The organism is Algibacter mikhailovii (genome assembly GCF_014651495.1).
GTDB lineage: Bacteria > Bacteroidota > Bacteroidia > Flavobacteriales > Flavobacteriaceae > Algibacter_E > Algibacter_E mikhailovii.
Map to the genome: position 1 here is coordinate 83,365 of NZ_BMWZ01000006.1, position 16,088 is coordinate 99,452.

At 35.0% G+C, this 16,088-nt stretch carries 8 protein-coding genes and 2 tRNA genes; 8 read left to right on the forward strand and 2 right to left on the reverse strand.

The window, feature by feature from the left end; all coding sequences use genetic code 11:
- Positions 1-66 precede the first annotated feature (66 nt).
- From IE051_RS13305 to IE051_RS13330, 6 genes are all read left to right on the forward strand, one after another.
- Positions 67-2,121: an HD family phosphohydrolase gene (locus IE051_RS13305; protein ID WP_189361465.1), complete on the forward strand. Its 2,055-nt coding sequence runs from the start codon at positions 67-69 to the stop codon at positions 2,119-2,121.
- Between the two features lie 101 nt (positions 2,122-2,222).
- Positions 2,223-2,311, forward strand: a tRNA-Ser gene (locus IE051_RS13310).
- 17 nt (positions 2,312-2,328) lie between these two features.
- Positions 2,329-2,403: transfer RNA gene (locus IE051_RS13315), tRNA-Pro, on the forward strand.
- A gap of 449 nt (positions 2,404-2,852) precedes the next feature.
- The gene (locus IE051_RS13320; protein ID WP_189361466.1) at positions 2,853-4,811 is read left to right on the forward strand and encodes an adenylate/guanylate cyclase domain-containing protein; all 1,959 of its coding nucleotides are present in this window, start codon (positions 2,853-2,855) and stop codon (positions 4,809-4,811) included.
- Between the two features lie 117 nt (positions 4,812-4,928).
- Positions 4,929-5,540, forward strand: coding sequence for an HD domain-containing protein (locus IE051_RS13325; protein ID WP_189361468.1), 612 nt, complete (start codon positions 4,929-4,931; stop codon positions 5,538-5,540).
- A 501-nt stretch (positions 5,541-6,041) separates the two neighbouring features.
- A complete protein-coding gene (locus tag IE051_RS13330) occupies positions 6,042-12,116 on the forward strand; it encodes a PKD domain-containing protein (RefSeq protein WP_189361470.1) in 6,075 nt (2,024 codons plus the stop codon).
- Between the two features lie 80 nt (positions 12,117-12,196).
- On the opposite strand, the gene IE051_RS13335 is transcribed toward IE051_RS13330, so the two are convergent.
- Positions 12,197-12,832, reverse strand: a complete 636-nt coding sequence (locus IE051_RS13335; protein WP_229796812.1) for a hypothetical protein — start codon at positions 12,830-12,832, stop codon at positions 12,197-12,199.
- Between the two features lie 149 nt (positions 12,833-12,981).
- Between IE051_RS13335 and IE051_RS13340 the strand changes: the two genes are divergently transcribed.
- Entirely contained in the window at positions 12,982-14,043 is a 1,062-nt protein-coding gene (locus IE051_RS13340; RefSeq protein WP_229796813.1) for a hypothetical protein, read from the forward strand.
- A gap of 65 nt (positions 14,044-14,108) precedes the next feature.
- Here IE051_RS13340 and IE051_RS13345 read toward each other — a convergent pair whose 3' ends face one another.
- Positions 14,109-15,185 (reverse strand): metallophosphoesterase, encoded by a 1,077-nt coding sequence (locus IE051_RS13345; RefSeq protein ID WP_189361472.1) that lies wholly within the window; start codon positions 15,183-15,185, stop codon positions 14,109-14,111.
- A 327-nt stretch (positions 15,186-15,512) separates the two neighbouring features.
- Between IE051_RS13345 and IE051_RS13350 the strand changes: the two genes are divergently transcribed.
- Entirely contained in the window at positions 15,513-16,076 is a 564-nt protein-coding gene (locus tag IE051_RS13350) for a hypothetical protein (RefSeq protein WP_189361474.1), read from the forward strand.
- Positions 16,077-16,088 lie beyond the last annotated feature (12 nt).

Sequence of the window (16,088 nt, forward strand, 5' to 3'; positions counted from 1 at the left end):
TTTGTGATATTCAAATTGATGAACAGCTACTATATTTTTCAATTATAAAGGAATGCCCGAAAGACTATGAAAGACTTCATAAATAAATTATACAAAAATCATTCCTTAATGTATAAGGCATTATTGTTTGTTTTTACGACTTTCTTGATCGTTTATTTATTTCCTAAAAGTGGCAAGTTTAAATATAATTTTGAAAAGGGAAAACCTTGGCAATCAGAAAACTTATATGCCCCTTTTGATTTTGCGATCAAAAAAAGTGAGTCTGAGATTGCATTAGAGCAAAAGACGGTAACGGATAATAGTGTTTTATATTTTGATGTTGATGCTAGCGTTTATTCTAAAGTTAGTGGTGATTTCGGGAAACTCTTTGAAAATCAGTTTTTAGATTCATTCCCAAGGCCTACCTATAGGAAATTATTCAAGGCAGGGGAGGCTATTATTTCAGAGGTTTATTTGTTTGGTATGCCAAGTGAAAAGTATGCCTATGAAGCGGATAGAGGTATTATTATACTAGATGGTCGAGAGAAAAAACAAGAAGGTGTTTTTAGTGATTTGGTATTACAGGATGAACTAACGCCTGTTATACGCAAGGTTTTAGTAGAAAGTAACTTATCTGAATATGAAGCGACTTTTGTGGCATTGTTTTTCGATTTTGTAACCCCCAACTTAGAGTTTAATAAAACGTTTACAGAGAAAGCGCTTCAAGATCAGTTAGGAAAAATAGCCTTTTCTCGGGGTAGTGTTGCCCGAGAGACCTTGATTGTTTCTAAAGGAGAAGTTGTAGAGGGAGACAAATTTCAAATATTAAAGTCATTACAGTCTGAGTATGAATCACAAGTTTGGAGTGAGTCGAATTACAACTGGGTTCTCTTTGCATATACGCTTTTAGTTGCTTTGGCTTTGCTCATGTTATTGCTGTTTTTACGAAAATACAGAAAAGAGGTTTTTGAGAACAATACCAAAGTTACTTTTATATTCTTCAATATTTCTTTGCTAATTTTTATTACAACTCTGGTAGTAAATTATAATTCAAAATATATATATGTTGTTCCTATTTGCGTCCTACCTTTAGTTTTTAAAGCATTTTTTGATGCCAGATTGGGTCTTTTTGCCCATGTTCTAACGGTACTATTGCTAGGTTTTGTAGTTCCAAATAGTTATGAATATATGTTCTTGCAAATAATTGCGGGGATTGTAACTATTTTAACAGTGTCAGAGTTATATAAGCGTGCAAATTTGTTTATTTCTGTAGGTCAAATTACGCTTATATATATAGTCGCTTACTTTGCGTTTTTTGTTATCCACGAGGGAAGTATTGATACCCTTAAATGGGAAACTTTTATCTGGTTTATTTTATGTGGGTTAGCTACTTTGTTTGTGCAGCCCTTAATTTATGCCTATGAAAAGTTGTTTGGGTTAGTTTCTGATGTATCACTATTAGAATTATCAGATACAAACACTAAATTACTGAAAGAACTTGCGAATAAAGCACCAGGCACGTTTCATCACTCATTGAATGTTGCTAACCTAGCAGAAGCTTCCGCTAATGAAATTGGCGCTAATGCTATGTTAGTTAGAGTAGGGGCTTTGTATCATGATATTGGTAAAATGAAAAACCCAACATATTATACAGAGAATCAGTCTACAGGTATTAATCCTCATGATGAGTTATCTTCCAAGGAAAGCGCGAGAATAATAACAGATCATGTTATAAATGGTATTGAGATTGCTAGAAAGAATAACTTGCCAGATAGGGTTATTGATTTTATAAGAACCCACCATGGAACAAGCGTTGTTTATTATTTCTATATGCAAGAGAAAAAGGCATTTCCTAATGATGAGGTTGATAAAGCACTTTTTTGTTATCCTGGGCCAAAACCATTCAGTAAAGAAACAGCCATTTTGATGATGTGTGATAGTATAGAAGCGGCTTCAAAAAGTTTAAAAGAACCAACTTCTACAAAAATTGAAGCTTTTGTTGAAAATATCATTAATAAGCAGATTGAGGAAGAGCAGTTTCTGAATGCGGACATTACTTTTAAGGAAATTCGGTCTATAAAAAAAGTGCTAAAGCACAAGCTTGCAAATATTTATCATTTAAGAATTGAATACCCAGAATAAAATCAAAAAAAATCAAAAAAAATACTTGTGTTCTTTAAGATGAAAAGCTACATTTGCATCCGCATTTAAGATAAATGTAAAGTTCTTAATAAAATATTACTGGAGAGGTGCCTGAGTGGCCGAAAGGAGCGGTTTGCTAAATCGTCGTACCTAGAAATAGGTACCCAGGGTTCGAATCCCTGTCTCTCCGCAACAGATAACCACAATCGGGGTGTAGCGTAGCCCGGTTATCGCGCCGCGTTTGGGACGCGGAGGTCGCAGGTTCGAATCCTGCCACCCCGACAAAAAGTCGAACTTATTTCAAGTTCGACTTTTTTTTTGCTACTTTTTATTAGGATTTAGTTCCCTACAAAGGGGTAAATCTGTGTTCTCAATGGGACAAGTGTCTTTACTATTTTTAAATGTCTCATATAAGAGTATTTGCAGTCAATCAAAATAAAATTTGTGTCTAGTTTAAAGCTTTTGGTTATTGAGCTAAGAATACTATTATTTTATGATTTTTTGTAAACAAATACAACAAATATTAGAGTAGTGTAGCTAGAAAATTACAAGTCTTAGTTCGTCTATCAATCCTTTAATAATAGACAATTATTGTATTTATAGTCCTAAGAATTACCGCAGTGAGTTTTGTATAACTGCCTGATTATCTTGTGAAAAAGAATAAATAAGTAGGTTTGTCAGGAATATTTTCCTAAATTTAACAATGAAGACGAACTTATTAATACGTGACCTTGATTAATCGATTCATTCCTTATTTCTTTATTCTACTTTTTTGTGTACTAAATACTTATGGTCAAAATGACCAAAGTATATTAGAACTTAAGCATCTTGCTAGCCAACAAGCCAATGATAGTACAAAAGTTAATTTATATTTAGAAATAGCCTCTAAGCTTTATGCATCAGAACCAGATTCATCCATGGTTTATTCCAGAAAGGCAATTGACCTTGCTACAGATATTGAATTTCAGAAAGGATTAGCATATGCCCATAAAAATATGGGGCTTGCTTATTATATGAAAGGAGAATTTCTTGATGTTTTAAGGCATTGGGAAACGTCATTATCTATTTTTGAAGAAATCAATGATGAAAACGGGGTCAGTAATTTACTAAGTAATCTAGGGGCCGTTTATCAAACAAAAGGTGATGATCCTACCGCTTTAGACTATTTTATAAGGTCTGCTAAGATTGCTGAAGAGATACAAGATTCTCTTAGGCTAGGAACAGTTTATTTAAATATAGGTGGGGTTTATTCTAATGAAGAAATGACCTATGACGATGCATTTGAATCATTTGAAAAATCCAAGATTATCTTTAGTAATATGAATTATGATGATGGGGTAGGTGCTGTTGCAATCAATATGGCCGATTTACTTTTAAAAAGTAATAGACAAGAAGAGGCCTTGCCTCATCTTAATGAAGCCTTAGAAGCCTATACCAGATCAGGGAGTAATTTATCTTATACTTATAACCTCTTTGGTAAGGCTTACCTCGAACTCAAGCAATATGACATGGCCAAAGGTTATCAGATTAAGGCGATAGATGCAGCAGACCGCAATGATGCTAAATTGGAGAAAACTAAGGCTTTGATTAGCTTAGGTGAAATTTTTATAGCGCAGAAGTCTTACTCACAGGCCATAGCTTATATAAAGAAGGGGCTTAAAATTACAGAGATTACGGGTGTTAACAGGGATAAAAAGAATGCGTATGAGGCGCTGGTTAAAGCGTATTCAGGTATTGAGGATTATGAAAATGCGTTTAACTACCAACAACTTGTTACTTCAATAAGTGAGATTATTAAAGATGAATCTTACGAAGAAACTTTAGGGGTAATGCGTTTACAGTTTGATCTTGAAAATAAGCAACGAGAAATCCTTCTTCTAAATGCAGATAACGAATTGAAACAAACTCAAATTGAAAGTACAACAGCGTCTAAAAGGTTACTATATGCGCTTGCTGCACTGCTTTTGGCCATGGTAGGAGGGGTTTTTTCACGGTATCGATTCATCCAAAAATCTAATTTGCGTATTGCGGAAGAACGTAATAAAAGTGAAAATATTTTATTAAACATCCTTCCCAAAGAAACAGCAGAAGAACTCAAAGAACACGGTTCTATTAAGGCAAAATTCTTTAAAGAAGTTACTGTGCTTTTTACAGATTTCAAGGAATTCTCAGTGGTTGCTGAAGGTATTTCACCAGAACATTTAGTGAAAAATTTAGATTATTTTTTTAAGAAATTTGATGATATTACGGAAAAACACAATTTAGAGAAAATTAAAACTATTGGTGACGCGTATATGTGTGCTGGAGGACTTCCTACCGAGAATTCAACACATGCAGAAGACACTGTTTTTGCTGCCTTAGAAATATTGGAGTTTGTTAAGGAAACAAAAAAGAATCCGCCTAAGGGTATATATCCTTTTGAGGTTCGTATAGGTATTAACACAGGGCCTGTAGTGGCGGGGGTGGTTGGTACTAAAAAGTTTCAGTATGACCTTTGGGGGAATACCGTTAATATTGCTGCACGTATGGAAAGCAATTCAGAACCGGGTAAAATTAATGTTTCAGAGTACACGTATCAACTTTTAAAAGATAGACATCGCTTTAAGTATAGAGGGGTGATTAAGGCAAAGAATGATAAATTGCTTAAAATGTATTATGCCGAAGAAAAAGCTGATGATATAATCTCATAAAATATTATTTTAATATATTGCTATTACAAATGAGTATTAATTTTAATCGATTTTTGGGATAATCGAGAAATGTAAATTAGAGAATTGATAGATTACTATACTAAGAATCGCGACTACATGACCCTTGAAAACAAAAATGCATATCCAGACGTCTGTTTCCAAATTCTAGATGAATTAAAGCAGAAATTAGCGCCCTATTTGAGCTATCACTGCTATGATCATATTATAGATGTTTCGAATGTATGTGATAAATATATTAAGATTTATAAGGTTGATGACCATATGGCAAAACTCATCAGAATTGCTGCAGTAGGACATGATTTTGGGTATACGGTGTCATCAATTGACCACGAAGAACTTAGTATCCAGTTACTAGAACCCATGCTTAAACCTGTACTTACAACTGAAGAAATAGATATTGTAAACGGGATGATACGGGCCACAGAGGTGCCCCAGAAACCAAAGACCTTTTATGAAAAGATTATAGCAGATGCAGACTTGGATTACTTGGGTAGAGAACATTACGATGATCTTAGTGAAAATTTGCATCAAGAGTTATTGCATTTCGGTCTTATTAAGTCCGATAGGGAATGGTTGGATTTACAAATTAGCTTTTTAGAAAGTCATGAATTCCATACCCTTTATGCTAAATGGAACAGACGGAAACTAAAGTTAATAAAACTGAAAGAACTCAAGGCTATACAGCTCGAACAAATTAATGATAAGTAGTAGGTTTTTAGAACAAATCCAAGGCCTTACCTTATAGAAATATTATAGAGAACTTCAGACTATAATATATTCTTTCCATGAATTACAAAGTATTTATTGCAACGTTGTATTAGTTTGTGCGCAACGAATGATAAAATGTTATCTACGGATTCATGAATTTAATGAGTTTTAGGAATACAGGTGGTTCACCCTATTTTTGCATATAATTATGATTAATTATAGAATAAAATTTATGATATGTATTTATGGCTTAGTTTTTAACTGAATTTATTCTTCAAATAATTTTTTTTTAGCTTGATAAGCATTATCTTGTTTCTTCCTAAGTAGTATATATAGCAACACGCTCCATTCTAGATTTAACTTAAAATGTCTTTTCTAAGCTTTGTTAGAAAAGGATATGGTATAACTGTTAAATCAAAAGCTATGTATTCAACAATTACACAATTCTCTTTTTTAACCAAAATGAAACTTTCCCTTAGTTTAGCAAGTTTCATTTTTTTTATGAGTCCCTTGTTATTAAATGGGCAGAATTATACCACTACAGGATTATCTACCAACTGGGAAGACCCTGCAGCATGGAATTGTTCAGGAGGTGACTGTAATGCTAATCCTTATCCAAATAGTGTGGTGGATAATTGCACAATAACTATTAATCATAATATCGTCTACACGTCTAATATTCCAATAAAGTTAAACAATAAGGCGAAACTGAAAGTATTAAATAATGCCAAGTTCACTAGTATGTGCAACATGGAGATTGATAGTGGCGCCTTGTTATTAGCGGATCATGCCCAGATTGAAATGGGGCCAGGCGATCTAATCAATAAAGGCATTATTGAATTGACCAAAGCGTTATTTGTAAAAAAAGGTGGTTTTATTAATAATTGCCAATTGATATTGAGTGATGCCTGTGTTAGACTATCAGATGGCGATTTTATAAGTAAGGATAGAGTGTCAGGTAATGGAAGTATAAAAAGTGAGAACGGCAATATAAAGAATACTGGTTCTTGGGAGGGTAGTGTTCTTTATTTTTATAGTAAAGATGGACTTGGTCTGCCCGGCGCTCCAAGTACAGAGGCCGACGTTGACCAAGTTTGTGAGTGTATCGTTGTTAATTGTGATATTCGTCCTGCATACCCGGCCGAAATTAAGGTTGATGATATCATAGGATCCGCTTTGACATCCCTTTTAGAAAATTATGATGAAGAGGCGTCTGCCAATAAGTTAATTTACCTTGTCAATGAGAATGATGAGGTTTTGATAGAAATTGTTACATTCAACGGTCAATTCGATGCTGTGGTATCTTTTTTAAGCACCTTTGGAATCAGCACTTCTGATTTTATTGAAGATGTTTATAATCCTAAAGATGATGAAAGGGTTATTACCGTATTTTTTCCTGTAGAAAATTTAGCGGCGCTTAATCCAAGATCTGATATTATTAATCAAGTTTATGAGGTGTCTCCCCCATTAACTAATGAAGGACTTATTGAAAGTCAAGGTGATATTGCCCAAAATTCCAATTTGGCCAGACAAGGATGGGGGGTAAGTGGGTCAGGTGTTAAAGTAGGTGTGATATCTGATAGCTATGATAGAAAATCTGGATTAATTAGTGGATTTAGCACTACTGTTCAAACAGATATTAATAATGGAGATCTGCCTGGAGCTTCAAATCCTGTCACCGTTGTGAGAGACTATCCTTTTGGCGTTGCAAGTGATGAAGGACGTGCCATGCTACAGATTGTTCATGACGTGGCTCCAGATGCAGAGTTGTACTTTAGAACTGGATTTATTTCTGAAGGAAATATGGCCGCTGCTATCGCAGAATTGGTGGCTTTAAATTGCGATGTTATTGTAGATGACCTCACCTATATTAAGGCGCCTTATTTTAGGGATGGTATTGTAGCTAAAGCAATCAATGAAGCCACAGCAAATGGAGTGAGCTATTTGACATCCGCGGGAAATTTTGGTTCAAGGTCTTATGAGTCTACTTTTATGGCGTCTTCCGAAAATCCTGTACGCCATGATTTTGGTGGTAATAATGCAATGCAACAGCTCCAATTGGAAGAGGGATCTTATATTATTGCCTTGCAGTGGGACGACGACTTTTATTCATTAGGTGCCAATAACGGTGCTGTGAATGATTTAGATATTTATCTAGCCGGTGATACTGGTGCTATTGAGTATGGGTTTAACCGGAATAATACGGGGGCAGATCCAATAGAAATTATGCCATTTACAGTAATTAATCCCACAACGACCAATATTATTATAGAGCGGGTGGGTGGCTCTGGTCCTCCTCCAATGTTTAAATATGTTGTTTTTAGGGCAGGTGAAAGTGGAAACTTTGAAGCTGTTCCGCAGGCCAATAGCTCAACCATTGTTGGTCATGCCAACGCGGAAAGTGCTATAACCGTTGGAGCTGTGCGCTATGACAATACGCCAAATTTTGGAGGGGCACTTATGGCGCAGCAATCATCCTCTTTGGGCGGTACTTTAACTAATGGGCAGCTAAGAAATAAACCGGATATAATGGCGCCTACAGGAGGAGATACCTCAGTGAATTTAGGTGCTCCAGATTTAGAAGGAAATTCATTACCTAATTTCTTTGGTACGTCTGCTTCAGCACCACATGCCGCTGGGGCTGTGGCTTTGATTATTGAAGCTAAAGCAAAATTTGGTGTTGACCTTACTAATTCAGATGCAGATTTAAGTATTCGTAGTTTACTTACTAGCAGCGCTACTGATATGGGGATCCCCGGATTTGATACCAAGACAGGTCATGGATTTTTATCTACAGATAAGGCCATTGGTACTTTTTCTAACCCTACTCCAAAGCTCAATGCTTTTAATCTTGAAAATTTGGATACGACTCAATATGCCCCAGGTGAAATATCCTTTGAGCTTGTTTTGGAAGGCGATTCTTTTATGGAATCTTCTGTGGTTCAATTTAGAGGTGATGCATTGGAAACAACATTCGTAGACAAGAAGACATTGAAGGCTACTATACCTGAATTCTATGGTAATCCGTCAATTTCTGTTTTAACTAAACCTGCACCATCTACCAATGGATTAGACGGAGGCGCTTCAGAAGAATTAACTTTTAACACGCCTACATTAACCGATGTGGTAGTGCAAGTTAATAATGCTTCAAGAAGGTATGGGGAAGAAAATCCGGAGTTTACTTTCACCACCAAGGTTGGGGATACAGATACTTCACTTTCTCCGGAAGAGTTAGAACTATTATTACCATCAGTTTCACTTACAACGGCGGCAGATGCTATTGCTAATGTTGGTATTTATGCCATCGAATTAGAATTGGCCAATGTGGATATGGGGTTATTGGAATTATATAATTTAATTATTGAACCCGGCGTACTGAATATAACACCCATGCAAGTCACCATCAAACCCAAAGTTATGGATGATATAATTTATGGCGACCCATTACCAGAAATAGATTTTGACTATATTTTTGGTAATCCGGATGAAACAGATCTTGTTATAGATGCAGAAGTGGCCAATAACTTTGTAGCCAGCCATGTAACCGCACAGTCCTTGGTCAATGGTATATCCTTGGTTAATGGTATTTCATTGGTAAATGGTATTTCCTTAGTGAATAACGAACCAACTATCAACGGTATTTCTCTAGTTAATAAAACATTTTTTGTCTCACAAAGTACTATTGAGCAGTCAGAAACAGTAGAACAGAATGGTTTTTCACTTGTTAATGGTACCGGTACAGAAAAGGTTGTGGAATTTGGTGCAGATCTCTTTTCTAATGATAATGCCAATGGTAATTTTTCATCAATTACAGATGGTATATCCTTGGTTAATGGATTTTCGTTGGTAAACGGGTTTTCCTTGGTTAATGGTATTTCATTGGTCAATGGTATTTCATTAGTAAACGGGATTTCATTGGTCAATGGTATATCATTGGTAAATGGTATTTCTTTGGTGAATGGTTCCGCTTTTGTAAATGGCATTTCTTTGGTGAATAGTGAAAGCGCTCCAGTTTTTAATGCCTTCCAAAATATAGATGTCATATTGAACGGCGATGACGCCTTAAGTGATGTACCCATAGATATTAGACCAATAAATGTCCTTACTGGGATAGAGGCGGGTACGCAATATGTTATGGCTGGAGGTGTCTTAGATTCTAATTTTGAAATAAAATATGAACCAACCCCACTTAAAATCTTGCCCGCAGACCTCACATTTACAACAGAGGATTTAGACATTACTTATGGTGATGAGCCTATTACTCCAAGTGGAACTTTAGAGGGCTTGCGATATAATGATACTTTTGAAGATGTTTTTCCCGATGGAATAAATTACAATTTAGACAATGGACCTTACTCAGTTTCAGGAAGTCCATATCCTATTAAAGGGGCGGCAAGCAATAGTTCTTCTAATTATGATATAACGTTTGTAAATACAGGTTTGCTAAAGGTTAAACCATTTTGCCTTACTATTACGCCGGATGACGCCGTTATTACGTACGGAGCTGAACTACCTGTTTTTACAGTTAGTACAAGTCCAGAAGTTTTGCCCTATAATGATAAAATTTCTGATATTTTATGTGATCTGAAATTCACACCGACGGACTCCTGTACTTCGGATACTACTATTACGGTAAGTACTGAATTAATGAACAATAATTACACTATTACGTATAAAACAGGAAATTTGATAGTTAATAAGACCAAGCTCCATATTGAAATGGAATCGGTTGTTATTACTCATGGAGATCCTTTGCCAAATTTTAAAGTGTCAGCAAATGGGCTGGTCTGTGAAGACCAGTGTCCTTCTATAACTGATTTCATTATCAAAGACCAAAACGGGGTAGTTCAATCTGGTCCTTTGAATTGTGGAACTTATAATGTTTATGCAGATTTATCTAAAGTATGGGGTTATGAAAACTACGAAATCACACAGTCACCTACGGTCTTATTTATTAATCCAAAAGTAAAATGTGATGATCATATCATGATTACCGGATTATGTCAAAGTAAAGCTTCGCTGGCCAATAACCCCAACATGGTCAACGTATTACGATTTGAATATACCAACAAATTAAATGTTCCAATTTACGTTCCTAATGGTTCTAATAATCGTTTTGTTGGAGATGCTGAATTTGTTGGGAATCCTCCTGAGGAATTTTTACAAGGAACGCACACCTTTGAAATTTACACCAATGGTGGAGCACTAAAATGGGAAATACTTACACCAGGATGTGAATATGCTTCCGAATCGGATATGAGTTCCAATGCGGAATCATGTGATGAATCCATCCCATCCGCACCGCCAATGGCTGTAGCTGAATCAGATGTTACTGGTGGAACTGCACCTTTAACGGTTATGTTTAATGCCAGTAAATCAAAAGATGACAATAGAATTACGGGGTATTTATGGGAGTTTTGTGATGAAGAAACAAGTGATTCAGAGTTAGCTACATATATTTTTACAGAACCCGGAGAATATTTGGTAACGCTAACTGTTTATGATGAGGAAGGACAAAGTGATAAGGATACAGTAAAAATTTTGGTAGAAGCACCTAAAGCAAATGAAGCTCCAACAGCAGCCATAAACTCAGAGGTTATAGTGGGGACAGAATCAATAGCAGTTGCTTTTGATGCGGATGGATCTAAAGATGATAAAGCTATTTCGGCCTATTTATGGGATTTTGGAGATGGTTCAACAAGTGATTTAGAATCGCCGATTCATGAATTTGTAGCCGGTATGGTATACACGGTAACCTTAACAGTATATGATGAGGAAGGTGAAAGCGATACCATTAGCATTGCAGTAGATGTACCAATAGAATTTGCACTGCGCTTAAATACTGGGGGCTCCGAAGGGAATATGGAAGGGAAAACCTTTGACTCCGATGAATTCTTTTCAGGTGGACAAGTTTATAAGAACTCCATGGCTGCGGTACCTAACTTTTATCAAACGCAACGAATTTCGAATACCTCAGAATTTGATTATAGCATACCGTTAGAAGATGGGGTTTATGTTGTGAAATTGCATTTTGTTGAGATTTATTGGGGTGTAGTAGGTTTTGGAATAGGAGGGGCTGGTAATCGTGTTTTTGATGTTACCATAGAAGGAAAAAAAGAACTGGAAAATTATGATATCTATGCCGAAATTGGGGCTGAGACCGTAGTCGTCAAAACGTTTAATGTCAATGTTTCAGGTGGGGCCTTAGATATAAACTTTAATGCGCTTGGAGAACATAGCGCAGGTCAGCCAACCGTTTCAGCCATAGAGATTATTGGACGATCTGCTACTATTTCGGGAGTATTGTCGGTTGAGCCTGAGGTTATAGTTAATGAATTTGCACTGTTCCCAAACCCTGCAAAACATGAAGTAAACCTGAGTTTTAATAATCCGGTTAATATCAATTCTTATGAATTGTATGATTTATCTGGAAGAATGATAAAAAGAATACCTGTCAATAAAATAATTAATGCCGATAGGATTAATATCAATACGTTGTCTAATGGTTCATACTTTATATTGATTCTAGGTAAAGACGGTGAACGATATCAAAAACAAATCGTCGTAAAAAAGTAATATATAATATAAAATGAATTGTTTTAAAATTTAAAATGTTAATAATATGGATAAAACAAAATAAAAAGTAAAGAAGGGTATTATCTGGAAATTTTAAAATTATCTAAGTTAATATCATCTGTACCTATATTATCAAAAGGGTATTCCAGGTCGTCTTGAATATTATATAAGGAGATAAGTATAAACTCGGTAAGAATAACAACGATATAAACAACCCAGTATAAGGATTCTGAGTCTACGGCGTAGATAATGGTTGGTGCATAGATGAAAGGAAAGACATAAACAAAGACCCCACAGTAGGCTTTTAAACTAATTGGAGTTCTGTGAGAGTGTATGGAGTGCAAATTCTCGATAGAGCGATGCACATCCCTCATAAATCGAAATACTTTATCGCGCAGACTCCTTTTCAAGGAGGAATCTTTCTCTAATGTAAATTGAAATACCTTATCAGTAATGATGTCTAATTCTTTTAATGAATATGTGGTTTTTGCCAAGTGCTGCAGTACGGTTTCATTAATTTCAATTAAGATATCTACGCTTTCAGTTTTTTCTTGTTCTGTTAACCCGTTATTGCTCATCAAGAAGGCCTGAACGGTTTTTAAGTTAGAACGGAAGGCGCTAAGATGCTCTAAGGCTTTTTCGCGACGTCTAAAAGAGCCACGAATGGTAAAAACAAGTGGAAAGATTATGGCAATATGTAATAATGTGAGATCCACATTAAAACGAATATTAAAAGAATACGCCAGAAATGTAACCACAATTGAAATAATTGTAACAATTACAGTTCTGTGATTTAATATGGAAATATATTGGTTAATGTGCTTAAAATTAATATTTTATAATATCTAAATTTAATTACAATCTTATGAAAAAACAAATAATCTCTATACTGGTTTTTTATTATTTTTTCTACGGCATGCCCGGTTTCGCTCAAATTGATTCTGATAGCATTAAAATTCCTGAGGTTGCAAAACTTTTTCGAAGTGAACGCGTGGTTCCTGTTAAAATGAGCTATTCTAGTAAAGCCATAAAAAGAGAGACAAATGACAGTGTTTATATTCCCACTATTTTTGAGTATCAGACTTCTAAAGGGAAATGGAAAACATTACAATTGAATTTGCGAGGTAGGGGGGAATTCAGATATAAGAATTGTACTTATACACCATTAAAATTAAAAATTAAAAAAGACTCTGCTAAAGGCACAATTTTTAAGGGGAGCAAGCAATTGAAAATGGTGATGCCATGTTATGTGCGTTCTGGTAATAGTAATAAGGTGGTTAAAGAGTATATGGCTTATAAGTTTTATGAGCAACTTTCACCCTATCATTTTAAAACGCGGTTGTTGGATATAGATTATATAGATGTTAAGAGTAAAAAGCCAAAAAAACATGAGTTTATGGGGTTTTTAATTGAAGATGATAAGGTAGTTGCTAAAAGACATAATGGTAATGTGTTGAACATTAAAGTCCATCCTTTAGGGCAGGAAGGCCTATGCTCTGTTAGGAATGCTCTTTTTCAGTACATGATTGGTAATACTGACTATTCCTCGGCATATGGACATAATGTTAAGCTTTTTTTTATAGATAAAAATACAATACCGGTACCTTATGATTTTGACATGTCTGGTTTGGTAAATGCTAATTATGCCGTAGTATCACAAATTGGCAATAAAACATTACCAATAGACAATGTTCGCCATCGCCTTTATCGCGGTTTTAAACATCCGGAAGATGTCTTTCAAACAGTAAGACAAGAATTCTTAAGTCAGAAAGACGCTATTTTTAATATAATGGAAGCATGTAAACCTTTCTTTGATAGCAATACCGAATATGAGCACGCTAAAAGTTATATCGCAGAATTTTATGAAATTTTAAATAGTGATACCAAATTTTCAAATAACATTGTTAGGGTAGCACGCACTAAATAGAACACCGGAACATCTTCTCGCAATGGCTATTCTACTTTCGATATAGTGTAGAATGTTGGCGTTTTTTATTTTACTATTTCAACTTTCTTACCATTTTTTAGTCCGCGATAAAAAAGACCATTTTCTATAAAAAGAATTTCCCCAGAAACCCCATTTTTTATACTGGTATCCACTGCCAAAATCTTATTATTAAATAAAGATTCTATTTGTTCTTGTGAGGTATGCCCAACAATGATGTGATCCACCTTTAAAGATTTAAGTATTTTTTTTAGTTCCCCTTTTTTAAAGGCTTCACTAAAATAACCACGGTACCAAATAGGGCTCTCTGTATTATTATATTCGAAGTAAATGGAATCCCATGTAGCTCCAGTCGCTTCGTCTAATAAAGACGCCCTCATCTTTTGATTCGCTGTTTCAATAGTAACCCCGCTATCTATGAAATCTAATGATATACCGCCATGCACAAAAAGATAATTGTCTATTTGTAATATGGTGGCTTTAGAGCGGAGCCATCTTCCTAAAAGGGTTTCATTCCCATAAAGTTCGTTATAATGCGTTCTTAATATCCTTTCGGTCTTTCTATATTTCTTATTAATATATCGCAAATCGTTTCGCATTACCATATATTCGTGGTTGCCCAAAAGATAATGAACTTTGCCTCCAGCTTGTTCAGCTTGTTTTTCCAGTTTGTAAATTAACCACAGCAGTTCGGTGACTTTAGGACCACGATCAAAAACATCACCTACAATTACCAAATGGCCATCTCCATAGGCCCAATTTTCATCCGCATCAATAATGCTATTATTGACTAAAATGGTTTTTGTTAAATCAAATTGACCGTGTACATCACTTAGTGCAGCAATCTTAGAAGCATTAGTATAAGTTGAAGATGCGTTGTCAAATTGAGATTTTATAGAGCTCAAAGCAGACGATTGCGTCTTTAATACGCCATTATTGATTTTCTTTTCTATAATGCTATCACCAGTAATAAAAACATATGGACCATCTGTAACGGGTATGGTATCAAATCGAGCTGATTTAAAAACTGTTTTTTCTGAAGCCTTTCTAGAATAAGTCTTACCAGAAGAAATTAAAGCGAATGCGAAAAGGCAAAATAAGAGAAGGCTAATAATTTTAATCATTATAATGCTGTTTATTTAATGGCGTTACTAGTTAGCTTTAAACAAAGTTAAGATATTTAGATTAAGTGTTAAGTGTCACATTTTTAAGTAAATACGTTTTAGTTCATTTTGTATCTTTTTTTTGCTTATGCTTTTGATGCTGAGAATTTATATGAAGACGGTCATTGTTTTTTTTGACAATTTATTTCTTTTCTAGCGCTTTAGAAAACCTTTTAATAGATCCTTTGATTATTTTTTTAAGTCTATGGTTTTCACTATATTGTAGGAAATAAATACATTTTATTGAGTATGTAGTAAACTGTTTATTAACTAATTGATCCACCTCTCATGAATTCACTTGTTAAAACATTTTCAATTGTTGCCCTCTACTTTTTATTTCCTTTTTTTTGTTTCTCGCAACCTACTCCCAAACCAGATCCTGATCCCGACCCCGTAACCATTACTATTTCGTTGGTAGTCGATACAAAAAACTTTGATCCTACTGATTGGCAGAAGTCATGCCATTTTGAAGCCAAAAGGTCAGATAGTGTAAGAGTTAACCCCTCAGTTCCTGGACAATTGGAGGATTTTAATGTTAATGCTTGGCCCGGAGATATTATTATATGGAAAGGAAAGCCTTCTTATTTTTTTAAAAACACGGTGAATATAAAAAAAGTAAAGTATAATAAAGGTGATAGGATATTTAAACATAAAGATCATGGTTCCCCATTCTGGTCTAAGAAAGTGGATGCTAAAGTCATGGGAGGTGCTAAAGATGGCTCTGATTATGAGTATGACATTATTTTTAAAATAAAAAGAGCTAAAAGAGCTAATGGCCATTATAAAATAGATCCTAAAATAAGTATTAGACCAAGGCCAGGCATTCTTACTGATTCTTTATCCGATAAATAAGTTAAACTTATC